General features: G+C 58.8%; 21 protein-coding genes, 1 tRNA gene and 2 pseudogenes. 10 read left to right on the top strand and 14 right to left on the bottom strand.

From position 1 onward, the window contains the following. Window positions 1-78 precede the first annotated feature (78 nt). Window positions 79-169, top strand: a tRNA-Ser gene (locus tag ACWHXP_RS12295). A gap of 166 nt (window positions 170-335) precedes the next feature. Here the strand turns inward: ACWHXP_RS12295 and ACWHXP_RS12290 are convergent. From ACWHXP_RS12290 to ACWHXP_RS12275, 4 genes and pseudogenes are all read right to left on the bottom strand, one after another. Further along, window positions 336-1,490 carry an Arm DNA-binding domain-containing protein gene (locus ACWHXP_RS12290; protein ID WP_489633748.1) on the bottom strand — a complete coding sequence of 385 codons (1,155 nt, stop codon included), beginning with the start codon at window positions 1,488-1,490 and terminating at the stop codon, window positions 336-338. A gap of 222 nt (window positions 1,491-1,712) precedes the next feature. Beyond that, window positions 1,713-2,075, bottom strand: coding sequence for a hypothetical protein (locus ACWHXP_RS12285; RefSeq protein ID WP_489633749.1), 363 nt, complete (start codon window positions 2,073-2,075; stop codon window positions 1,713-1,715). Continuing rightward, window positions 2,072-2,218, bottom strand: a complete 147-nt coding sequence (locus tag ACWHXP_RS12280; RefSeq protein WP_489633750.1) for a hypothetical protein — start codon at window positions 2,216-2,218, stop codon at window positions 2,072-2,074. The genes ACWHXP_RS12285 and ACWHXP_RS12280 overlap by 4 nt, the downstream gene beginning before the upstream one ends. Next, a pseudogene (locus tag ACWHXP_RS12275) lies at window positions 2,215-2,625 on the bottom strand (replication endonuclease); the annotation flags it as partial. The gene ACWHXP_RS12280 and the pseudogene ACWHXP_RS12275, both read right to left, overlap by 4 nt. Between ACWHXP_RS12275 and ACWHXP_RS12270 the strand changes: the two are divergent. After that, window positions 2,622-3,164: pseudogene (locus ACWHXP_RS12270) on the top strand (phage portal protein); the annotation flags it as partial. The pseudogenes ACWHXP_RS12275 and ACWHXP_RS12270 overlap by 4 nt on opposite strands. A gap of 2 nt (window positions 3,165-3,166) precedes the next feature. After that, window positions 3,167-3,385: a hypothetical protein gene (locus tag ACWHXP_RS12265; protein WP_489633751.1), complete on the top strand. Its 219-nt coding sequence runs from the start codon at window positions 3,167-3,169 to the stop codon at window positions 3,383-3,385. A 331-nt stretch (window positions 3,386-3,716) separates the two neighbouring features. Here ACWHXP_RS12265 and ACWHXP_RS12260 read toward each other — a convergent pair whose 3' ends face one another. Beyond that, window positions 3,717-5,222 carry a sensor domain-containing diguanylate cyclase gene (locus ACWHXP_RS12260; RefSeq protein WP_489633752.1) on the bottom strand — a complete coding sequence of 502 codons (1,506 nt, stop codon included), beginning with the start codon at window positions 5,220-5,222 and terminating at the stop codon, window positions 3,717-3,719. A gap of 440 nt (window positions 5,223-5,662) precedes the next feature. Between ACWHXP_RS12260 and ACWHXP_RS12255 the strand changes: the two genes are divergently transcribed. Then, entirely contained in the window at window positions 5,663-6,079 is a 417-nt protein-coding gene (locus tag ACWHXP_RS12255; RefSeq protein ID WP_489637771.1) for a winged helix-turn-helix transcriptional regulator, read from the top strand. A gap of 520 nt (window positions 6,080-6,599) precedes the next feature. Further along, entirely contained in the window at window positions 6,600-7,001 is a 402-nt protein-coding gene (locus ACWHXP_RS12250; protein WP_489633754.1) for a hypothetical protein, read from the top strand. A gap of 416 nt (window positions 7,002-7,417) precedes the next feature. Here ACWHXP_RS12250 and ACWHXP_RS12245 read toward each other — a convergent pair whose 3' ends face one another. After that, the gene (locus tag ACWHXP_RS12245; protein WP_489633755.1) at window positions 7,418-7,765 is read right to left on the bottom strand and encodes a hypothetical protein; all 348 of its coding nucleotides are present in this window, start codon (window positions 7,763-7,765) and stop codon (window positions 7,418-7,420) included. 179 nt (window positions 7,766-7,944) lie between these two features. Between ACWHXP_RS12245 and ACWHXP_RS12240 the strand changes: the two genes are divergently transcribed. Continuing rightward, window positions 7,945-9,504: a sensor domain-containing diguanylate cyclase gene (locus ACWHXP_RS12240; protein ID WP_489633756.1), complete on the top strand. Its 1,560-nt coding sequence runs from the start codon at window positions 7,945-7,947 to the stop codon at window positions 9,502-9,504. A gap of 16 nt (window positions 9,505-9,520) precedes the next feature. Here the strand turns inward: ACWHXP_RS12240 and ACWHXP_RS12235 are convergent, their stop codons facing one another. Both ACWHXP_RS12235 and ACWHXP_RS12230 read right to left on the bottom strand, forming a co-directional pair. Continuing rightward, window positions 9,521-9,766, bottom strand: a complete 246-nt coding sequence (locus ACWHXP_RS12235) for a hypothetical protein (RefSeq protein ID WP_489625098.1) — start codon at window positions 9,764-9,766, stop codon at window positions 9,521-9,523. 93 nt (window positions 9,767-9,859) lie between these two features. Next, window positions 9,860-10,303 carry a MarR family winged helix-turn-helix transcriptional regulator gene (locus ACWHXP_RS12230; protein WP_034339526.1) on the bottom strand — a complete coding sequence of 148 codons (444 nt, stop codon included), beginning with the start codon at window positions 10,301-10,303 and terminating at the stop codon, window positions 9,860-9,862. A 181-nt stretch (window positions 10,304-10,484) separates the two neighbouring features. On the opposite strand from ACWHXP_RS12230, the gene ACWHXP_RS12225 reads away from it, so the two are divergent. Continuing rightward, window positions 10,485-11,030, top strand: coding sequence for a VOC family protein (locus tag ACWHXP_RS12225; RefSeq protein ID WP_489633757.1), 546 nt, complete (start codon window positions 10,485-10,487; stop codon window positions 11,028-11,030). A 51-nt stretch (window positions 11,031-11,081) separates the two neighbouring features. Then, window positions 11,082-12,731 (top strand): FAD-dependent oxidoreductase, encoded by a 1,650-nt coding sequence (locus ACWHXP_RS12220; protein WP_489633758.1) that lies wholly within the window; start codon window positions 11,082-11,084, stop codon window positions 12,729-12,731. Here ACWHXP_RS12220 and ACWHXP_RS12215 read toward each other — a convergent pair. The 5 genes from ACWHXP_RS12215 to ACWHXP_RS12195 all read right to left on the bottom strand — a co-directional run bounded on the left by ACWHXP_RS12215 (window position 12,701) and on the right by ACWHXP_RS12195 (window position 15,596). Continuing rightward, complete coding sequence (locus ACWHXP_RS12215) at window positions 12,701-13,396, bottom strand: diguanylate cyclase domain-containing protein (protein ID WP_489633759.1); 696 nt, start codon at window positions 13,394-13,396, stop codon at window positions 12,701-12,703. The genes ACWHXP_RS12220 and ACWHXP_RS12215 overlap by 31 nt on opposite strands. Continuing rightward, a complete protein-coding gene (locus tag ACWHXP_RS12210; RefSeq protein WP_039786227.1) occupies window positions 13,380-13,880 on the bottom strand; it encodes a response regulator transcription factor in 501 nt (166 codons plus the stop codon). Before ACWHXP_RS12210 ends, ACWHXP_RS12215 begins: the two co-directional genes overlap by 17 nt. Window positions 13,881-14,392: 512 nt before the next feature. Then, window positions 14,393-14,623: a hypothetical protein gene (locus ACWHXP_RS12205; protein WP_134134888.1), complete on the bottom strand. Its 231-nt coding sequence runs from the start codon at window positions 14,621-14,623 to the stop codon at window positions 14,393-14,395. A gap of 10 nt (window positions 14,624-14,633) precedes the next feature. Further along, on the bottom strand, window positions 14,634-15,035 hold the full coding sequence (locus ACWHXP_RS12200; protein ID WP_034339540.1) for a response regulator: 402 nt from the start codon (window positions 15,033-15,035) through the stop codon (window positions 14,634-14,636). A 171-nt stretch (window positions 15,036-15,206) separates the two neighbouring features. Continuing rightward, complete coding sequence (locus ACWHXP_RS12195; protein WP_121038692.1) at window positions 15,207-15,596, bottom strand: hypothetical protein; 390 nt, start codon at window positions 15,594-15,596, stop codon at window positions 15,207-15,209. Between the two features lie 283 nt (window positions 15,597-15,879). Here ACWHXP_RS12195 and ACWHXP_RS12190 point away from each other — a divergent pair, with 283 nt between their 5' ends. Beyond that, window positions 15,880-17,124 carry an alpha/beta hydrolase family protein gene (locus ACWHXP_RS12190; RefSeq protein WP_489633760.1) on the top strand — a complete coding sequence of 415 codons (1,245 nt, stop codon included), beginning with the start codon at window positions 15,880-15,882 and terminating at the stop codon, window positions 17,122-17,124. A 164-nt stretch (window positions 17,125-17,288) separates the two neighbouring features. Continuing rightward, window positions 17,289-18,854, top strand: a complete 1,566-nt coding sequence (locus tag ACWHXP_RS12185) for a methyl-accepting chemotaxis protein (RefSeq protein ID WP_489625103.1) — start codon at window positions 17,289-17,291, stop codon at window positions 18,852-18,854. A 171-nt stretch (window positions 18,855-19,025) separates the two neighbouring features. Here the strand turns inward: ACWHXP_RS12185 and ACWHXP_RS12180 are convergent, their stop codons facing one another. Further along, on the bottom strand, window positions 19,026-19,253 hold the full coding sequence (locus ACWHXP_RS12180) for a hypothetical protein (RefSeq protein WP_034339550.1): 228 nt from the start codon (window positions 19,251-19,253) through the stop codon (window positions 19,026-19,028). Window positions 19,254-19,574 lie beyond the last annotated feature (321 nt).

The raw sequence follows: 19,574 nt of genomic DNA, 5'->3' as shown, positions 1-19,574 counted from the left end.
AAAAGATGCAGAAAAGACTTGGCTTCGGCGAGAAGCTTGCTATAATGCATGGCTTCGCTGAACGCGAACCCGAATCCAGGAGAGGTGGATGAGTGGTTTAAGTCGCACGCCTGGAAAGCGTGTATAGGTTCATAGCCTATCGGGGGTTCGAATCCCCCCCTCTCCGCCAGAGCAGAACGCCTAACCTATTGATTTTCAATGGTTAGGCGTTTTTTTATGTCTCGTGAAATGGGGTGGAATAGGATGTGGTTGGCATTCGAATGCCAGCAAAAATGCCAGCCTAAAGATAGGGCATTGTCATCCAGCGCCGAGCCAAAGGCGAGGCGCTGAACTCATTAGCGACTGAACATCTGGACAGCTTTGGAACCCGCGTCAGGCTGAGCGTCCTTGACCCAGCGCCCGTAAACCCGGGCGATCATTGTCCAGTCTGAATGCCCCATTTGTTGTGCAACCCACATTGGGGATTCGCCTGCAGTAAGCATCATACTTGCATAGGTATGTCGTGTTTGGTATGGGCGGCGATATCTGACTTTGGCCGCATCAATGGCGCGTTTCCATGCACTGCGAACTACCAAATCGCCACTCCATCGTTTCCCGGTCCTTGGATTAATGAAAATAAAGTCAGTTTTCCCTAACGTATGAGCTTTTTGGCCTTCGAGTGCCTCTAATGCAGGAGTTAGCAGTTTAACTTCGCGTTTACCTGCACGTGTTTTTGGCGGCTCGGCATCGCTCTTGTTCGCAATCGCTGCACGAGTGAGAGCCCGTCTAACCTGGATTGTTTTCCGATGCCAATCTATATCGGACCACTCGATAGCAATCAACTCTGATGTACGCAAGCCGGTCCAGAAGGCAAACTTGAACATGTTGCGATCTTGACCTTCCATACAACTGAGGATCTGCTGTTGCTCGTTAGCAGAAAAAGGATCAACGTCATCTTCTGTTTTCACGACAGCGCGACTCTTCCACTGCCAACCGTATAGAGGATTGGCGTCGATTAGCTCGTCTTGTGCCGCTAAATTCAAAGCGGATCGCAAAACCGACAGTCGGTTTTTGATTGCTTTTAGACTGGTCTGCTGACTTGAGCACCAGTCCTTAATTGCCTTTCGATTTAAATCGCTTAGTTTGGTGGTGCCGAATGCCGGAATCAGGTGGTTGTTTACGACTTTGCGGTAACCATCATAGGTAGACGCTTTGAGGTGGCTTCTTTGAGCATCCAACCATGAGTCCAGATATTTCTCTACCGTTAGTATTTCTCCTTTTCGCTCGGCAAAATAAGCCGCCCGAGGACTATCTGGGAAAGTTACTCGATACTCAAATGTTTGCTTTTGAATAGCGTCGAGGATTGCTGCCCTATGCTGGGCCGCTCGCTTCATATTCGCAGGGGTTGGGGCGAGCTTGAGGCGTTCGCGGCAGCGCTTGCCACGATAGGTAAAGGTGATTTCGATTGACGTTTCACTAGCCGCGACGACGCCCGTGCCATTTCTACCCATTTACAATATCCTTCAATATCAATAAGCCTTCGGCCATCAGCGGCCTTGATCCAGACTTTTCCTTCCAACCACACACCATCCCGAATTTTGCTGTTGATAGCGTCCTCGCTATAGCCAGATGCATCAGAAAACTTAGCGATCGTTACGTATCTCACACTCATCTGGGGCTCCAATACGCTGGTTTTAGTAACAGGTGCTGTTTTTGCTCTGCACGACATGAAGTCATTTCGGCGCCTCCCCTAAGCGAAGTTGATCCGCTAATGTGCTGCTGTAGTCGCTAAGACAAAGGCGGCGGGATTTTTCTCGGGAGTTCGAATGCCGGCGGCTGATGCCTGTATCGTCGCAAGTGATGATGTCTGCCAGCGGTACGCCTCGGAATTGTCCCGTCAGCTCGTTATCCAACTCCACCCACGCGAACCGCTCCCCGTTTCCCAGGTGCTGGCGAATGACCGACACATATCCGGCTAGCACGCCATCGTCAGACGTGTTGAACGTGATGCGGTCCAGGGATTGAGGGGGCTGCATCACGAAGTCACGCGGCTTGCTGGCGGCGGCGATCACATCAAATTTCACAGGTGCATTCATTGCTTCTTCTCCTTGGTGGCCGTTACAGAGCACACGCCAAAGCGATCGACGGCGGCGGCGATCACGTCGCAGCAATGGGCTGCGATGGCGGTGTATGAATGGCGTGCGCTAGCGGTGCGCACGACGACACGAAACGCGGTCATGGGGCGTTCCCTTTCGTTGGGTTGGGATCAATCGGAAGTTCGCTGACATCGAGCCGGCCGGCGCGCCAGTCGGCGACCTGGCGCGGCGTGCCGTGGCGCGGGGACTTGTCCGGCACGGGCACCACGCGCGGCCAGGGGCACGCCTTGATGGCATCCCAGGCGGCCAGGGCCCGGCGCTGTTCATCGGCGGTCATGGCTTGCGCTGGCCATATCGGCATGTCGTCCACTACCGGTCGAGGCCAGGGATATGCGCCCAGGGCGAGCCAGGCTTGCTCGATCTGCGCGGCCTGGTCCGGCTGGAACGTGACCGGTGCCGGCGCGGTCTTCGGTTCAAAGGACACATCGGCCGCAAAGGCAGACGCGGCGGGCTGCGTACAGTTATTTACACGAGTCCAAGGGAACCCCGAACATCAATCAGGAGGTGTACGGCGTGCCGCAGTACGTGAGCGCGCTGCAATCGGCCTGGCTCAATGAGTCGGCCACGCTCTTTCGTCGCCGCTACTACCTCAACGGCTCGCATGCGGGCTTCATCCTCTACATGACCGACACGGCCAGCAACGTCAACGACGTGGACAAGCTGCGCGAGGCGATGCGCAACAGCAAAGGGCCGGGCAACTTCCGCAACCTGTTTGTGTATGCACCAGGTGGCAAGAAAGACGGCCTGCAGATCCTGCCGGTCTCCGAGATCGCGGCCAAGGACGAATTTTTCAACATCAAGAACTGCACGCGTGACGACGTGCTGGCCGCGCATCGCGTACCGCCGCAATTACTCGGGACCATGCCCAACAACACCGGTGGATTCGGCGATGTGACGAAGGCCGCCGCCGTCTTTGGCTGCAACGAGATTGAGCCCTTGCAGGCGCAGTTCCTTTCCTTGAACGAGTGGGCCGGCCAAGAGGTGGTCCGCTTCCGTCCTTATCAACTTCCTACCAATGAGGGTAAATAATCATGAGCGATCACGCCGACAACGCAGACAGCAGAATCTATAGAGCTATCGCCGCCGGCCTGGCAGTCGCCCGACGCGCGCCAGCTCTTCAGCCAGACTGCCGCTGCCATTTCTGTGATGAGGTGGTGTCGCCGGATTTGCTGTTCTGCAATATCGACTGCCGTGATGACTATCAGCGCGAGAAAACTGCCTTGCAGCGAGCCGGCCTGAGCAGCAGGTGAGTCAATCGGTAGAAATAAAAAGGCCGCGCAGCAAATGCTACGAGGCGAAGATGCAAGCGTAGGGGCATCCTGCGTTGCATTGGGGAAGCCCCCGAGTAGGGGGCGTCAGAATGTAGCATATTGCGGCCTATTTCGCATTTCTAAATGTTTTTCAAGTCCTTGATTTAGCTGGTGCAATGAAATAGATTGAAATTTCCTCCTCCAAATCAGTGTGGTGGTTTGGTTTAAGCCCGCCTGCCAACCGGTAGCGGGCTTTTTAAGTGTTTTAATGCGCCCACGGTTGAGTTTATGCAGAGTGTCGAGTGAAGATTCAACAGTCCGGGGCGCCTGATTAGGAAGTTGGATCGGCTTGGCTAGGATGGGCGACGCAGACGCGGTTGCGTCCCTCTCTCTTGGCGAGGTATAGCGCATTATCGGCCGCATTGAGCACATCCTCCACGCGTTGATGCTTTTCGCGATCCAGGGTCGCGACGCCAATACTGATGCTTATCGCCTGCAGTGGGCTGGCTGAGTGAGCGATCCGCTGGCTGTATATTGCCTCGCACAGCCGCTGGGCCATCAGCAACGCGCCCTGTTCATCGGTCTGCTCCAGCAGCACTATGAATTCCTCGCCGCCATAACGTCCTGCGCAGTCGTTCTGTCGCTGCAGGTTTTTCCGTAGCACTGTGGCTACGGCTTGCAGGACTGTGTCGCCCATTTCGTGGCCATAGGTATCATTGTAGAGTTTGAAATAATCCACATCGATGAACAGCAACGAGAAGCCCGTAGTGGGACTTCGCTTGCTACGTTGCCAGGCGGCCAGCAATACTTCATCTAGGGCACGCCGGTTCAGCAGGCCCGTTAGGCCATCGTCACGGGCTTGACTTTCAAGTTGCTTCTCGGACGCTATACGCTTGCGTAGCTCCCCTCGCACAAGCAGGAGTAGCAAGCCTGCCAATGCTGCGAAGATGAGCAGCAACAGCAGCACGGAGTTGAGTGTGTCGTACCAGTTCTTGAAGATGAGCCTCTCGGCGCGCCCGAGGAGGACAACCAGAGGCGCATCCGGAATGCGCCGAAACGTGTAGAGACGCGTCACCCCATCGTTAGTGGAGCGCGCGAAAAAGTTGCCGTCATTCTCGGAGAGCATTGCCTTTAGACGCTGAAAATTCGGTCTATTGCTGATTTCTCGACCGATGACGGATGCGCTGTAGGGTACCCTCATGTAGGTCACACCGTCGTCCGAATACAAGGAAATCACGCCGTCTTCGCCTAATGTTAGCCCCGTGAACAGGTCGAGGAAATACGCCATGTCCAGTGCCATCACCACGACGCCGTTGAAGGATCCATCCTCGCGCGTGAGACGCTTGGACAGTACTACTACGGGCAACTCATTGCCTAGATTGGCATTGATCGGGCGCGAGATGAAAAGCCCAGCATTGACACGGTCTCGATGAACTGCGAAATAGGCGCGCTCGGAATAGTTAATGATGACCTGAGGCGAGGTAGACCGACGTGACGTAACACGTACGTAGCCATTGGCATCTAAGACGGCGAGAGCGGTGATATGACGGGCAGTGTCTGTGCTGCCGAAAAGGTAGACATAACGCTCCTCCTCAGTTGCGAGTGTATGGCTCAGTGGATGTTCATAGCGGTACGCTAGCGTGTCCATGGCCAGCGAGAGGACCTCCATATTGCGAGAAATGGCGCGCTGGACGATGAGCGTGACATTGTTGGCCTCAGTTACCGCCGATATGCGGGCCTGCTTGTAACCTTCATATAGCGAAGTACCGCAGATGGTTAGGACCATCACGATAACGATGCCCAGGATGACCGCTAGATATTTTTTCAACTGCCCCATTTTATTCTCCCCAAGAATACAAATGCAATTTACCCAACTTTCCCAGCAACGAAGTATTTCCATTGGGAAATTTAGATGTCTCATAACGGGCGGTATGTGACAGTTTGTGAGCTTGTAGCCTCAAGGAGGCGCTTCCCCCTATTGCCATAAAGATATTGCTAGATTAGCAGGATCTGGGGATCTGTTACACAACGATGCGAGAGAGGTGGAGAGGACGAAGGGCGCGGACAGGACAGGGCGGCCGGTAATCAGGAGCAGCTGTAATGGATTGCAATACTGTTTATAAATACAGTGGCGATCAACTTCGCAGCCTGCGCGCGCGGTTGCCCCCACCTGTTGATTTGCATTGAAAACTGACCCACTTTCCCCGGAAATTTGCATCCAAAGTTGACCCATGTTTAGACCACAATCCTGCTCATGACAGCGAGCGGGAGAACGGAGTGATAGACGTGGCCCTACTTGGAATTATTCGACGCTGGTACATCAGAGACCGCATCTCAATTCGGGAAATCGCCCGCAGGCTCGACATTTCCCGCAACACAGTTCGCCGCTACATCCGATCCGATGTCAGCGAACCTGCTTATCCAGCAAGGCGTTCGCCAAGCTCGCTCGATGACTTCACCGCCAAGCTCTCCGCTTGGCTCAGCGCAGACGCGGTCAAATCTCGGAAGCAAAGAAGGACCCTAAAACAGATGTTCCTGGACTTAAGAGAACTGGGATACGAGGGGTCGTATGACCGGGTGGCTGCCTTCAGCAGGCAATGGAAGGTGGGTCAAATGGAGAGGGTCAAATCTGCGAGCAAATCAACACGCAATTACACTTCTAAGGCTAAGGTTGTGTTAATTGACTTGTATTAATTGCCGTAATAGTAGGCTAAAACAACTGAATAAATATAATATTTAACATTTTTTGCATATTGTGTATTTTTTTGGGATTTTGTGGATGCCGGACACCCTTTCCCTCGTTGGATACGCAGCCGTTATAACAAAACCGCCCGCATGACGCGGCGGTTTTCCATGAATTGACCTATTCAGCCCAGTGGCAAGGCACTAGCATTGGGCAGTTCTCGCTTCTCAATATTGAAAGGCGCGGCGGGCCTCTGCGCACTATCGGGCTTGAAAGTGGATACCGGTCCGGCCAATTCACGCGCCTGCTCCATCATGGGGTTGGCAGCAGCAGCGGCCGCAGAATTCTGCTTAGCGGCTGGTCGATTGCAGACATTTTGTCAATTACGCTCACCTATGTCTGCTCCTGTTCCGCCATCTGTTCCTACGGCGTGTCGGTCTGGCTGCCGACGCTGGTGGCGCAGTTCAAGGTCAGCGACGTCATGCATGTGGGACGTACACTGCCGCGCCGTCCACTGCAGCTCTCATCTGTATGTATCTGATTAGTCGCCACTCTGACAAGACGCGTGAGCTCCGCTGGCACCTGGTCGGTCCGTTCGCGTTCGTCTGCAGCGGTCTGGTGGGCAGCATCGTTATGCACGACTCGATGGGCTGGGCGCTGCTAGCGTTGTCGGTCGCTGCGGTCGGTGCCTACAGCACCACCGTCATGCTATTCAGCATCTCCAGTGTAATGTTGTCGGGTGTCGGGATGGCCGCCGGCGTCGCAGCGATCAACTGTGTTGGCGGCCTGGGCGGCTTCGTAAGCCCCTATATGGTGAGTGTGGTCAAGGACATGACTGGCAGCATCGACAACGGTGTCTTCTTCATCGCCTGTTTCGCGGTAATTGGTGCGCTGATGACGTTGACATTGCCCAACCAGCTGGTCAATCGCTAGAGAAAATTCATAGTCGATTTCCCTTTTAACAGTGCGCTTCTGGCCGATTGCGGACCTTGCTTCACACGCTGTTTCTGAATAACAAATCCTGCCCTTGATTTTCAGATATCTACGTGCCGTGAAGACGTCGTTGCCTAGAAGATAGGCGCCTTCCTGAAAATCAGCAGGGGAGGGCATCTAGTTAGCAGAAGCGGCCTTTATCCACATGTTTTTCCACTGCAGTAGGGGATAACTAGCTGCTCAAAAAGTCATCGAATGACAGCTTTTTGCCAGCTTTTCACGGAAACCCGCATGGTATAGCCAAAGTTCGTTAATTCGAATCCCCCCCTCTCCGCCACAATGAAAAACCCGCTGATACGTCAGCGGGTTTTTTTATGTCCCGGCCTGATGCCTGGCTCAATCGTGCTCGTCGCGAGTCAGTGCATCATTCCTCCTGCATCCGCACCAGGCTCATCGCGCAACGCCAGTTCTTCCCGCTCCTCGATGAAGAGCAGGAATTCCATATGATTGCGCGCATGCACCCACGCCGCCAGCGTGCGGTCGCTGTGTACTTGCAAGGCGTGGATGTGACTGGCGATCAACGCACCCAGATGTTGGCGGATCTCGAACGATTCCGCCCCCGCCGCGTGCATGCCCACCAGGCAATTGCGGGTGGCATTGCGGATGAGGTCACCGACGATCAGATTGGCCCCGGCCATCTCGGCCAGTTTCCTGACGATCAATACATATCTGCCAGCGATATCCTCTGCAAAACTGTTTAGCATCATTTCTCCTCTGCCCAGACCTTACCGCGCTTTGTTGACGCAACACCATCGGGATAATCCTGACCCGCCTTCTCATCAAGCGGGAGACGGCCCGTCTCTTCTCAGGCAATCTCTGATGGCGAGGCCTGCCGGTGCGAACAATAATGGCGCCACGAGACGTCACCGTTCAGGGGAGAACCATGCAAGCGTGTCCGATCAAGGTGGCGTCCAGAGCGGCCAAGGGCTTCGTGGCCGCCGTCTGCATCATCATCCTCTTTCTGGAAGCCTGGACCAGCTGGCATGAACGCACTGCCGAGATGGAGGAGTCCTTCCGCGCCACCGCCAACATGGCGCTGGCGCTGTCCCAGCACGCCGACCAGGCACTGGATGAAGTCGACATCGTCCTCAAGGCCGTGATGGAGCAGGTACCGGGCAAGCCCCGCGCCGTGGCCGGCAATGAGCGGCTGCACAACTTTCTGGTGCGAACCGTCGGTGAGGTGCCGCAACTGGCAGGCCTGTTCATCTATGACGAAAAAGGGAAGTGGCTGGCCTCCTCGCAGCCGGTCCTGGAGACGCGCTTCAACAATAGCGACCGCGACTATTTCCGGCACCACCAGACCCACCGCCTCGATTCTCCCTTCATCGGCAAGCCCATCCGCAGCAAGTCCACCGGCCACTGGGTGCTCACCATGAGCCGCCGCATCAACAAGCCCGATGGCTCGTTTGGCGGCGTCGTCCTGGCCACGCTGGACATCCAGTTCTTCGAGCGCTTCTATCAGAAGTTCGATATCGGCCAGCAAGGCGTCGTGCTGTTCGGTGCCAACGACGCCACCATTCTCTATCGGCGGCCGCTGCGCCCGGACTCCATGGGCAAGTCACTCGCGCAATCCCCCCTGATCCAGCAATACGTCAAGCTGCAGGACCAGGGAGTGGTCGAGCTGCGCTCCACGCAGGATGGGGTTCTGCGCATCAACGGCTTCAAGCATCTCAGCAATTACCCGCTCTTCGTCATCGTCGGCGTATCGAAGGAGGAGATCCTGCAGAGCTGGACACGGCACATCATGGTGCGTGCACTGGGCATTGCCTTGCTGCTGTTCGCCATCTGGTACGGCGGCAACAAGATGGTCGCGCAGGTAGCGCTGAGGGAGCGCGCGCAAGCCGAAGCAGTGCGGGCACAAGCCGAGCTGGAAACCATGTTCGAATTGCTGCAGAAACAGTCGCGCCGTGACGGTCTGACCGGTGCCATCAATCGCCGTCATTTCGATGAATTGCTGGAGGCGGAAGCGGCGCGTTTCGCGCGCGTGGGCGGGGCGTTCTCACTGCTCATGATCGATGTCGATCACTTCAAGCAATACAACGATCACTATGGTCACGTGGTGGGCGATGTCTGCCTGCGCAACATCGCCGCGGCCATCTCCGGGGCGGCACAGCGCGAGATTGATACGGTGGCGCGTTATGGTGGCGAAGAATTTTCCGTGCTGCTGCCGGAATGCGGCAGCGCCGGTGCCATCGTGGTAGCGGAACGAATTGTTGCGGCCGTCAGGGCCATGGGCATTTCGCACGCGACCAGCGACAAGGGCCGGGTCACGGTCAGCATCGGCATCACATCCATCACGTCTGCGGAGGGCTTCTCCTATCAACCGCGCGAACTGATCGAAAACGCCGACAAGGCGCTCTACCAAGCCAAGGACACGGGGCGTGACCGGGCAGTCTTCCGCGAATTCATCGGCCGGAAACCGATGCTGGCCTGGTCGGCCTAGTCAGGAAGGTAGAACCTTACTCCGGCTTCTGCTCTTGCCGCTCATCGTCGGCGGCATTCGGGCTTTTCTCCACCAGCACGCCGCCCCGTCCCATGCGCTGGATGCCGGCCGGGGCGTTCAGTGGCGGCTGTCCACCGAGCGTACCTTCATGGCCCTCGGGCTCTTTCTCGAAATGGGTCTGCGTGGCCCCTTCCTTGGGGCGTCGTGGCTGGTTCTCGTCACGTTCAACATCATGCCGGTCAGTATGGTCAGGCTGGTTCATGGTGGTCTCCTTGAAATCACAAGGTAGACCGTTCGCCTGCATCGCGTTATCGGAGGCCCCCGCAGAATGGCGTCAGCCAGGCACCGACAAGCCTCAATCGGCGTCGTCCATCACGCGCAAGGCGCGTTTCCGGATCTTTTCCATGGCGCGCATCAAGGCCTCGCGTTCGCTGCAGCTCAGAGCTTGCAGGAGATGGGCTTCACGCTCTTCCACCATCGGCACGATCTTGCGGTACAGCTTGCGCCCCTGGGCCGTGGGCTTGACGATGCGCGCGCGGGCGTCATCCGGGCTGGGCTGGCGCAGTACCAGGCCATCCTGTTCCATGCGCGCCAGCGCGCGGCTGACCTGCATCTTGTCCAGTGAAGTATGGGGCACCAGATCACTGGCCTGCATCTGGCCCTCTTCGGCCAGGGCCGCCAGGATGCGCCATTCGTCGCGGCTCAGGCCGAAGCGATCGGCATAGACCTCCGCCACCGAACGGCTCACCGCCTCGGCCAGCTGGGCCAGTTGATAGGGGAAAAAATCTTGCAGTTTCATTCCGAAATGGTAACAGACGTTACCAAGTCGATACAGCAGCGGCATGCTTGATCCACATCAATAACCCTGCACGCAAGGACCTTCCTGCCCCTGCCGCACGTTGACCCTGAGCGAGCCTCGTCAATATAGTAACAACCGTTACTAATTCAAACGCCAAGACGAAGCCCTCAAGGAGACTGCCATGAAGATCGATCGCATCCATCACGTTGCCTACCGCTGCAAGGACGCCAGAGAAACCGTGCTCTGGTACCAGAAATATCTGAAAATGGATTTCATCCTGGCCATCGCCGAAGACCAGGTACCCTCGACCAAGGCCCCTGATCCCTACATGCACATCTTCCTCGATGCCGGGCAGGGCAATGTGCTGGCCTTCTTCGAGATCCCGAATTCACCGCCCATGGGGCACGACCCCAATACCCCGGCCTGGGTGCAGCACATTGCCTTCAAGGTGGACAGCGAGGCCACCCTCAGGGAGGTCATGCAGCGCCTGCAGGACGATGGCATCGAGGTGGTGGGCATCACCGATCACACCATTTTCAAATCCATCTATTTCTTCGATCCCAGCGGCCACCGCGTCGAACTTGCTGCCGATTGCGCCAGCCCGCAGCAGCTGCAGCGGCTGGACGAAGTCAAGTGGGACATGCTGGACGAATGGTCACGCACCCGCCGCGCACCGAAGTATGCCGCCTGGATGCATGTGCAGGAATTCACGGCAGCCGGTCACTGATCCGATAAAAAATTGACAGCGCCATCCCCCCGATGATTTCAAGGAGACACCATGCAAAGCACCTACACCTATCCCCGTTTCGCCTATCAACCCTCGGATGAGCAGCGCAGCGGCCAGCCGCAGCGCCACCCGGTGGTCATCATCGGTGCCGGTCCCATCGGCCTGACGGCGGCCCTGGAGTGCGCCGCGCGCGGCCTGCCCGCCGTCGTGCTGGACGACAATGACACCGTGAGCATCGGTTCGCGTGCGGTCTGCTATGCCAAGCGTCCGCTGGAGATCTGGGATCGTCTGGGCGTGGCGCAGCGCATGGTGGACAAGGGCGTGGGCTGGCAGCTGGGCAAGGTATTTTTTGAGGATCGCCAGGTCTACCAGTTCGACCTGCTGCCCGAGGCCGGCCACCGGATGCCGGCCATGATCAACCTGCAGCAATACTATCTGGAAGAGTATCTGGTAGAAGCCTGCGCGGCGCATCCGCTCATCGACCTGCGCTGGAAGCATGCGCTGGTGGCCCTGAAGCAGGATGATGACGGTGCCACCCTGACCGTGGAAACGCCCGACGGCAGCTTCACCATGCAGGCCGACTGGGTCATCGCCTGCGACGGTGCCAACAGCGATACGCGCAAGATGGTCGGTGCGCAGTTTACCGGCCAGTTCTTCCAGGACCGCTTCCTCATCGCCGATGTCATCATGAAGGCGGACTTCCCGACCGAGCGCTGGTTCTGGTTCGATCCGCCTTTCCATCGCGGCCAGAGCGTGTTGCTGCACAAGCAGTGCGACAACGTCTGGCGCATCGATTTCCAGCTCGGCTGGGACGCCGATCCCGAGGAGGAAAAGAAGCCCGAAAACGTCATCCCGCGTATTCAGGCGATGCTGGGGCCGGAGGTGGAATTCGAGCTGGAACGGGTTTCCGTCTACCAGTTCGCCTGCCGCCGCATCGACAACATGCGCTACCAGCGCGTGCTCTTTGCCGGTGACGCTGCGCATCAGGTATCTCCCTTCGGGGCGCGCGGTGCCAATACCGGCGTGCAGGACATCGACAACCTGATCTGGAAACTCAAGCTGGTCATTGACGGCCAGGCCCCGGTCAGCTTCATCGACAGCTATTACGAAGAGCGCGCTTTCGCGGCCGACGACAACCTGCGCCAGTCCACCCGCTCCACCGATTTCATCACGCCCAAGAGCCGTGCCAGCCGCGTGCTGCGCGATGCCGTCCTGACGCTGGCCGAGCACGAACCGTTCGCCCGCACGCTGGTCAACAGCGGCCGCCTGTCCACGCCGACACCTTATGTGAGCTCGTCCCTGAACACCCCCGATAGCGTGCCGTTCGGCGAGCGCATGGTCCCCGGCACGCCCTGTGCGGATGCGCCGGTGCGGCAGGGGAGCCGGCCCGGATGGCTGCTCAGTCAGCTGGGCGAAGGCTTCACGGTGCTGGTATTCGGTGCGGGAGATTTCCCCGTCAGTCTGCAGGCTGCGGGCCTGGAGATTCCGGTCAAGACCATCGGTCGCGCCGGTTCCGGGGCCCTGCTGGAGGATGTGCAGGGATTGGCTGCGCAGCGTTATGCCGCGCAAGACGGATGCGCTTACCTGATCCGGCCGGACCAGCACGTGGCGGCCCGCTGGTCGCGCTTCGACCCGCTGCAGATCGCCGCCGCCGTCAACCGCTGCATCGGTCACTGCACGGTGCAGGCCGCCTGCGCCTGACGGGCGCGCTTGAGGTGATACATGCCCTGGTCGGCGCAAGCCAGCAGGGCATCCATCGAATTGCCGTCATCGGGATAGCGTGCATGGCCCAGGCTCGCGCTCACCGTCAGCATCGTCTGGCCGATCTGGAAGGGGGCGGCGAGCGCCTGGGTGAGCTTGTCGCGGATGATGCGGATGTCGCCGCTGGCGACGATGTCGGTGAGCACCACGAATTCATCACCGCCGATGCGGGCGATGGTATCCGCATGCCGCAGGCTCGCCCCCAGCCGTTCGCCGATCTGCAGCAACAGCAGATCGCCGGCGGCGTGGCCGTGACGGTCGTTGACCAGCTTGAAACCATCCAGATCCAGGAACAGCAACGCGAAGCTGCCCTGTGCGCGCTCGGCGCGGGCGATCGCAGCGGCGATGCGTTGCTCCAGCAGGCTGCGGTTGGGCAGGCCGGTGAGGCCGTCGTAGAGGGCCTGCTGGCGCAGGCCGTCATTGGCGGCGCGGGCTTCGCGCAATTGCCGGTGCAGCTCGCGGCAACGGCCGCGCGCGGATGCCAGCAATGCGCCCAGCGTGCCCGCCAGGCCCAGTGAGGCGACGGCACCGAGGCCATCCAGTGAAGCGCCGGTCCAGACCCGCTGGACCAGCCTGAACCATTCGCCGTTATCCATCCCAAACATAAAAGACCGCGCTTTCTTTCATTGCCACGCAGATGAACCCTCTGCCATAGATGTTCCGGATCTCGAAACGGGCATGCGCCAATTGCCCCAGCTTCTTCCGGAGGCGATAGATGATGGTGTCGATGCGATGCGGATCGATGATCTCGGCCGTGATGTTGAGCGCATGCATCAGGTGTTCCGCACTGACCGGGAAGTGCGGGCTGAGAAACAGCGTCGTCAGGACCGCGCATTCGCGCTCGCTCAGCGCCACCCGTTCGTTGTGCGGACTGACCAGCGTGCCGCGGCGGCGATACAGGGTCCAGGCTTCCGCACTGCCTGCCGCCGGCGCATGCAGGATGCGCAGGCGTCGCAGGAAGGAGCGGATGGTCGCCAGCAGCAGGCCTTGCCGGATCGGTTTGTGCAGGATGTAATCGGCACCGTCGTGCAGGGCTTTCTCCTGCGCATCCTCGCTGAGCTGTTCGCCGATGACGACGATGCCGAGCATCGGAAACTTCTGCCGTAGATCGGCCACCAGCGGAAGCAAGCTGATGGTGAACCGGTGCGTCTCGATGATCAGGACAGCAGGCTTTTTTTTTGAATCTCGCCTTCCAGTTCCGACAAGGCCGCCACTGCCCGTACCGGCAAGCCGCTGGCATGCAAGGCCTTGAGCACAACGCCGGCTCCCTCGCCTGGATGCTCTACGATTAACACTGCCACGTCGTTCACATCCCCAAAATGAAACAACCCTGATCGTCCGCTCTTAACGGATGAGTATCATTATTGGTTACGTTATACCTGCTTTTGTGTAGCGGGAGTTTCACAGAAAATCTCGATTTTGTTATCAATTTGAAAGGCGCGGCGCGATCATTCCGCGCCTTGCGGCCGACCGCAAAAGTGCGCCCATTGGCGTTTGCAGGCGAAAAAAAACGGCAACCCGCAGGTTGCCGTTCTTATGTTGCAAGCTGCCGGGAAGGTAGCAGCCAGGCGACAGGCGTGCTGTCGAAACACACGCAAGGCTCAGTAGATGTCCAATCCGAAATACTGTGCCACGTCGCCTTCGGTCCAGTCCTTGATGACATCGCGCTCCAGCAGCACGCGATATTCCGAGCGCTGCAGGCCGTCGTTCTGCTGGACGATGCGGCTCTCCAGCGTATAGATGGTCTGGTGGATGCGGGTGGTCATCGAGGCATGTTTGATGATGCTGCCCGCTTGCGGTTCTTGTTGTTCGTCATTGGCAGGGATATCCATCAGTGTCCTCTCATTTCATCTGTGCGCGCCGCGCCAGGATCTTTTCGATCTTTTCCTTGAGCGTGGTGGCGTTGAAGGGTTTGACGATATAGCCATCCGCACCTTCCTGGGCTGCCGTGACGATGTTTTCCTTCTTGGCTTCGGCCGTGATCATCAGCACCGGCAGATGCGCCAGAGAAGGGGTGGAGCGGATCTTCTTGAGCAGGGTCAGGCCATCCATGACCGGCATGTTCCAGTCGGTCAGGACGAAGGTGATGTTGGAGGCGCCGGATTCCAGAATCTTCAGGGCCGTGGAGCCGTCATCGGCTTCCACGATCTTGGTGTATTCGAGTTCCTTGAGCAGGCCGCTGACGATGCGGCGCATCGTCGAAAAATCATCGACGACGAGAAAGTGTTGGTCTGTATCAGCCATGGTGAAAGCTACCTTGAGGGAAAGGTGTAATGCGCAACAAACAGCAAATCGCGTGCCGGTGCTCCATTGAACGGCAGCGCCGACGGAACCGGCCGGCGCTGCCGTACAACGGAGCACCGGGGCCGGCCGGAGCGATTGCCGCGCAGCGCGCGGTCGTGGAGGATCAGCGGATCAGTTGCTCAGTGCCCACTTGCCTGCGCTGTTCTTGCAGTAACGCAATTTCAGCGGTTCGGTGCCACGCTTGCTGGTGACCACCAGGTCCACATTGGCGCAGGGCGGGGTGCTTTGCTCGAAGGCCGGGGTGATCTTGGCCGTGGTGGAGGGCTTGGGGCCATCGGTCCACTGCGAGGTCTTGCCGCTCACGCCGGCGTCCAGGGACGCGGTGATGGCGGCATACAGGGAATTGATCTGTTCTTTCTTCAGATCGGCCACGGCCGTGTTGGAGAAGAAGTCCAGATTGGCCTGCGCGTGTGCCTGATGGCTCAGGACCGCGGCGCAGATCAGGCCAGCGTGGGCGGCCAGCTTCAGGAAGCGGAAGCGGGAGAGGGTACGCTTGTTCATGGCTTGCTCGTTTCTCAATATCGGAAGGTAAGTGGCGTCATCCGCCATCGGGGGGAATGGCGGCGACGTTCCAGCCACTGTTTATACCAGAAGTCACGGTGCGCCCAAACTTGTGCTTGCACGGTAAAGGTCCCGCTTTTCCTGCTTTGCGCTACGATGCGGCTCGTCATAATGCGCCAGACTGATGTCGTTACGTACACGATGCTTGCGCCGCAATTGCTTCGTGCACAGGCCATGCAAACGATTGCAGTGATTCATTTCCAATACAAGAAAAGGGGAAGCGATGAAGTCATGTCTGTTGCGTGCCGGCCTGGTCCTGGGCGCACTGAGCGCCATGTTGTCCATCCTGCCAGTTGCGGCATCGGCCCAGGCCCCCGCCACCCCGGCGGTGCAGGCGGTGGCCTCCGGCGTTCGCTATCAGCTGATCGGCCGCTGGGATGTTGACAAGCTCAACACCATTCTGCAAAAGGATACGCCGGCATTCTCCGGTGTCCCCGTCAATTACTCCCCCGCACGCAATGCCGTGCGGCTCTATCGCATCACGTATCCTTCCGTGATCCCGGAGCGCGGCAACCAGCCTATCCTGGCCTCGGGCTTGCTGGCGTTGCCGGATACGCCTGCCCAATCCTATTCGCTGGTGTCCTATCAGCATGGCACCGTGTATGAAAGGCAGCAGGTGCCGTCCTTCCCCGAACAATCGCCCGAAACGCAGTTGATGATTGCCCAGTTCGCCGGGCAGGGCTATGCGCTCATCGGTGCCGATTATTTCGGCATGGGCATCTCCAGCGAGCCGGAAGGCTACATGGTCAAGGGTAGCCACCAGCAAGCCACCTATGACATGCTGCTGGCCGCGCGCAGCGTGCTGGCCAGCATGGGTGCGCGCGAGGACAAGCTGTTTCTCTCCGGGTGGTCGCAGGGTGGTTTCGTGACCATGGCCTTCCTTGAAAAACTGGAAGCGGCCGGCGTCAAGGTCGATGCGGCCACCACCGCCAGTGCACCTCTGGACGTGTTCGCGCTGCTCGAAGGATTTCTTACTTTTCCACGCCCCAATGATGCGGCCTGGCTCAACAGCATCGTCATTCTGTCAGCCTTTGCCTTCGAAAATTATTACGGTGTGCCGGGGTTGGCGCGCTCGGTGCTCACTGATGCGGCCTACCCGGTCGCCAAGAATGCCTACGATCGGCAGCCCTTCAATGTGGCCGACATTCCGACCGACCTGCACAAGCTGATGCGGCCGGAATATTTTGACCCGCAGTATTTCGCCCGGTCCGCCTATGGCCGCCTGATCGCGACCACCCAGGCCTATCGCTGGGTGATCCGTTCCGACGTGCGCAATTACTATGGCGAAACGGATGAGGCCATCACCCCCGGCGTGGGCCGTATGGCCATGACCTATGCACAGGCCATGGGTTCGGGGAACACGCGGGTACAGGCGGTCTCCACCGGACCGACTACGCATCGCGGCACCTTTGCCACCGCAGTGCCCGCGTGGAAGCGCTGGTTCGATGAGAAGGTGGCGGGCCGGTAGCGCACCGCCTGAGGAGGCGGTGGCGCAGGCCGGATGGAAGGACGCAAGGGCCGAGCAGACCTGTCTCTGCCCCTCTGTTCCGCCCTGAGGCGGGAGCTCGGCAGGATTATCATTCCGGCACCGGTACCCCCGCCGGCCTCGACTCTTCTTACTTCACAATCCACATGAATCCTCTCCGCCGTCTCCGCCTTGGCCCCCGCCTGGCTGCGGGCTTTGCCGCCCTCCTGCTGTTGCTGGTGATCATCACCTTCATCGGCATCACTCGCATGTCTTCGCTGGACACTACCTCGTCCCAACTGAGCGGTGACATTTATCCCAAGGTCAATGCGGCCCAGAAGATGCAGTACCTGATGATGAATATCGCCCGTTCCGCGCGCAACGTCATCATCCTGGAAGATGATGCGCAGATGGCCAGTAACAAGCAGTCCATCGACAAGGACCTGGCGGAATTCCAGAAGGCGCTCGAATTTGTCCGCACCCACGTGGTGACCGACGAGGGCCGCCGTCTTGCTGCCTTGACCGAGGAGCAAAGCAAGGCGTATTTCGCTTTCACGGGTGATGTGGTGGCCCTTGGTCTGAAGAACCAGAACATCGAAGGGCAGCGCCTGCTGTTCGGTCCGCGCTACAAGACCCAAGGAGAACTGCTGGCAACACTGCAGCAACTGGTCACTCTGTTTGAAGGACAGATGCGCACGGCCACCGAGGCCGCCCATGCGACTTACGTTACTTCTGCAACTATCCTCGGCGTCTCGGCAGCGGTGGCGATTCTGCTGGGCCTGATCGCTGCACTGGCCATCAGCCGCTCCATCACCGTACCCATGGCCGATGCCGTCGATGCGGCCCGCAAGGTCGCCAATGGCGACCTGACCAAGACCATCACCGACAGCGCACCGGATGAAACCGGCGACCTGCTCGGTGCGTTGCGCGAGATGAATACGTCACTGGTCGACATCGTTTCCAACGTGCGCACCGGTGCCGATACCATCGCCACCGCGTCGCAGGAAATCGCTGCCGGTAACCAGGACCTGTCGGCCCGCACCGAACACCAGGCCAGTTCGCTGGAAGAAACCGCTTCCTCGATGGAGGAACTGACTTCCACCGTCCAGCAGAACAGCGCCAATGCCCGCCAGGCCGCGGAAATGGCACAAGCCGCCTCGCACATCGCCGGGCAGGGCGGTGAGATCGTCGGCGACGTGGTCAGCACCATGGATGCCATCGATGCCTCCGCCCGCAAGATCGTGGACATCATCGGCGTGATCGACGGCATTGCCTTCCAGACCAACATCCTGGCGCTCAACGCCGCGGTGGAAGCGGCACGTGCAGGCGAGCAGGGACGCGGCTTTGCCGTGGTCGCTACCGAAGTGCGCAGCCTGGCCCAGCGTTCGGCGGCGGCCGCCAAGGAGATCAAGGTCCTCATCGGCGACTCTGTGGAGAAGGTCGACTCGGGTGCGCAACTGGTCAAGAAGGCCGGCCAGACCATGGATGAGATCGTGCAGAGCGTGGCCCAGGTCAATACCATCATCGGCCAGATCAGCGCCGCCGGTGAAGAGCAGCGCGCCGGCATCGAGCAGGTACACCAGGCCGTGGCGCAGATGGATGAGGTTACCCAGCAGAATGCGGCGCTGGTCGAGGAGGCGGCCGCCGCTTCACGCTCCATGCAGGGACAGGCCGCCGAACTGGCCGAGAAAGTGGCCGTCTTCCGCTTGCCACAGCAGGCCAGGGGTGCGTAGGGATAAGGCGCCGGGACGGCTCAGGCCGCCTAAGCCCCAGGAAAGCTGTCCAGATATCGGGCAGCTTTTTTTATGGGTGAAGGACGCCGATCACGCGCCATCGCCCGAAACGGAATGAGGAAAGGAATGGGCGAGAAAGCCGCAACCGGGACCGGTTGCGGCCAGGATGCATCAGTTGTCGGGCAGTTCGCCCTTGGCCGCCAGGTCGATGGCGCGCACGATGGCGACGGCTTTTTCGATCACTTCCGCCTGGCTGGAGACGCGCATGCTCTTCTTGAGGTGATGGATGTGATCGCGGGTCTTGCGGCTCACCGGGACGTTGAGGAAGCCATCCGGCTCGGTCAGGAACTGCGGCGGAACTACCACGACGGGCTCGATGGTCTTGGAACGCTTGGGCATGGGTATCTCCCTTGTGATTGGTCTGGAATGACGTTGGTAGAGTGCCTGCGGCAATATAACTTTGATCGTAAAGACAGAAGAACTTATTTCTTCGATTTTACGATTTTTATCTGGCCGCTCTTATCAGGCGGGAATACTGAGGCTGATCTTTGGCGGGATCGCAACAGCGACGATGCCCCCGCTTTTTATTCCTGCTTGGAGATCGTGTCAAGCGAATTTCTAAAGGTTTGCCCTTGTGGACAGGTTCCGCAATGCTTAGATTTTGTACCGCTATCATTCCTGCAGCGGATGGGCTTGTGTTCCGGCTTTCGCTCGGGGGAC

The sequence above is a fragment of the Herbaspirillum sp. Her2 genome, assembly GCF_057961375.1.
Note: the sequence above shows the minus strand (reverse complement) of the source record. Positions and strands in the feature narration are given on the sequence as shown.

Coding starts and splice junctions, on each gene's coding strand:
- ACWHXP_RS12210 (WP_039786227.1), bottom strand. CDS start 13,880: ATGCTCGGCATCGTCGTCATCGGCGAACAGCTCAGCGAGGATGCGCAG.
- ACWHXP_RS12250 (WP_489633754.1), top strand. CDS start 6,600: ATGTATCTGATTAGTCGCCACTCTGACAAGACGCGTGAGCTCCGCTGG.
- ACWHXP_RS12240 (WP_489633756.1), top strand. CDS start 7,945: ATGCAAGCGTGTCCGATCAAGGTGGCGTCCAGAGCGGCCAAGGGCTTC.
- ACWHXP_RS12265 (WP_489633751.1), top strand. CDS start 3,167: ATGAGCGATCACGCCGACAACGCAGACAGCAGAATCTATAGAGCTATC.
- ACWHXP_RS12195 (WP_121038692.1), bottom strand. CDS start 15,596: ATGAACAAGCGTACCCTCTCCCGCTTCCGCTTCCTGAAGCTGGCCGCC.
- ACWHXP_RS12215 (WP_489633759.1), bottom strand. CDS start 13,396: ATGTTTGGGATGGATAACGGCGAATGGTTCAGGCTGGTCCAGCGGGTC.
- ACWHXP_RS12200 (WP_034339540.1), bottom strand. CDS start 15,035: ATGGCTGATACAGACCAACACTTTCTCGTCGTCGATGATTTTTCGACG.
- ACWHXP_RS12245 (WP_489633755.1), bottom strand. CDS start 7,765: ATGCTAAACAGTTTTGCAGAGGATATCGCTGGCAGATATGTATTGATC.
- ACWHXP_RS12280 (WP_489633750.1), bottom strand. CDS start 2,218: ATGACCGCGTTTCGTGTCGTCGTGCGCACCGCTAGCGCACGCCATTCA.
- ACWHXP_RS12285 (WP_489633749.1), bottom strand. CDS start 2,075: ATGAATGCACCTGTGAAATTTGATGTGATCGCCGCCGCCAGCAAGCCG.
- ACWHXP_RS12230 (WP_034339526.1), bottom strand. CDS start 10,303: ATGAAACTGCAAGATTTTTTCCCCTATCAACTGGCCCAGCTGGCCGAG.
- ACWHXP_RS12185 (WP_489625103.1), top strand. CDS start 17,289: ATGAATCCTCTCCGCCGTCTCCGCCTTGGCCCCCGCCTGGCTGCGGGC.
- ACWHXP_RS12260 (WP_489633752.1), bottom strand. CDS start 5,222: ATGGGGCAGTTGAAAAAATATCTAGCGGTCATCCTGGGCATCGTTATC.
- ACWHXP_RS12225 (WP_489633757.1), top strand. CDS start 10,485: ATGAAGATCGATCGCATCCATCACGTTGCCTACCGCTGCAAGGACGCC.
- ACWHXP_RS12290 (WP_489633748.1), bottom strand. CDS start 1,490: ATGGGTAGAAATGGCACGGGCGTCGTCGCGGCTAGTGAAACGTCAATC.
- ACWHXP_RS12190 (WP_489633760.1), top strand. CDS start 15,880: ATGAAGTCATGTCTGTTGCGTGCCGGCCTGGTCCTGGGCGCACTGAGC.
- ACWHXP_RS12235 (WP_489625098.1), bottom strand. CDS start 9,766: ATGAACCAGCCTGACCATACTGACCGGCATGATGTTGAACGTGACGAG.
- ACWHXP_RS12220 (WP_489633758.1), top strand. CDS start 11,082: ATGCAAAGCACCTACACCTATCCCCGTTTCGCCTATCAACCCTCGGAT.
- ACWHXP_RS12180 (WP_034339550.1), bottom strand. CDS start 19,253: ATGCCCAAGCGTTCCAAGACCATCGAGCCCGTCGTGGTAGTTCCGCCG.
- ACWHXP_RS12205 (WP_134134888.1), bottom strand. CDS start 14,623: ATGGATATCCCTGCCAATGACGAACAACAAGAACCGCAAGCGGGCAGC.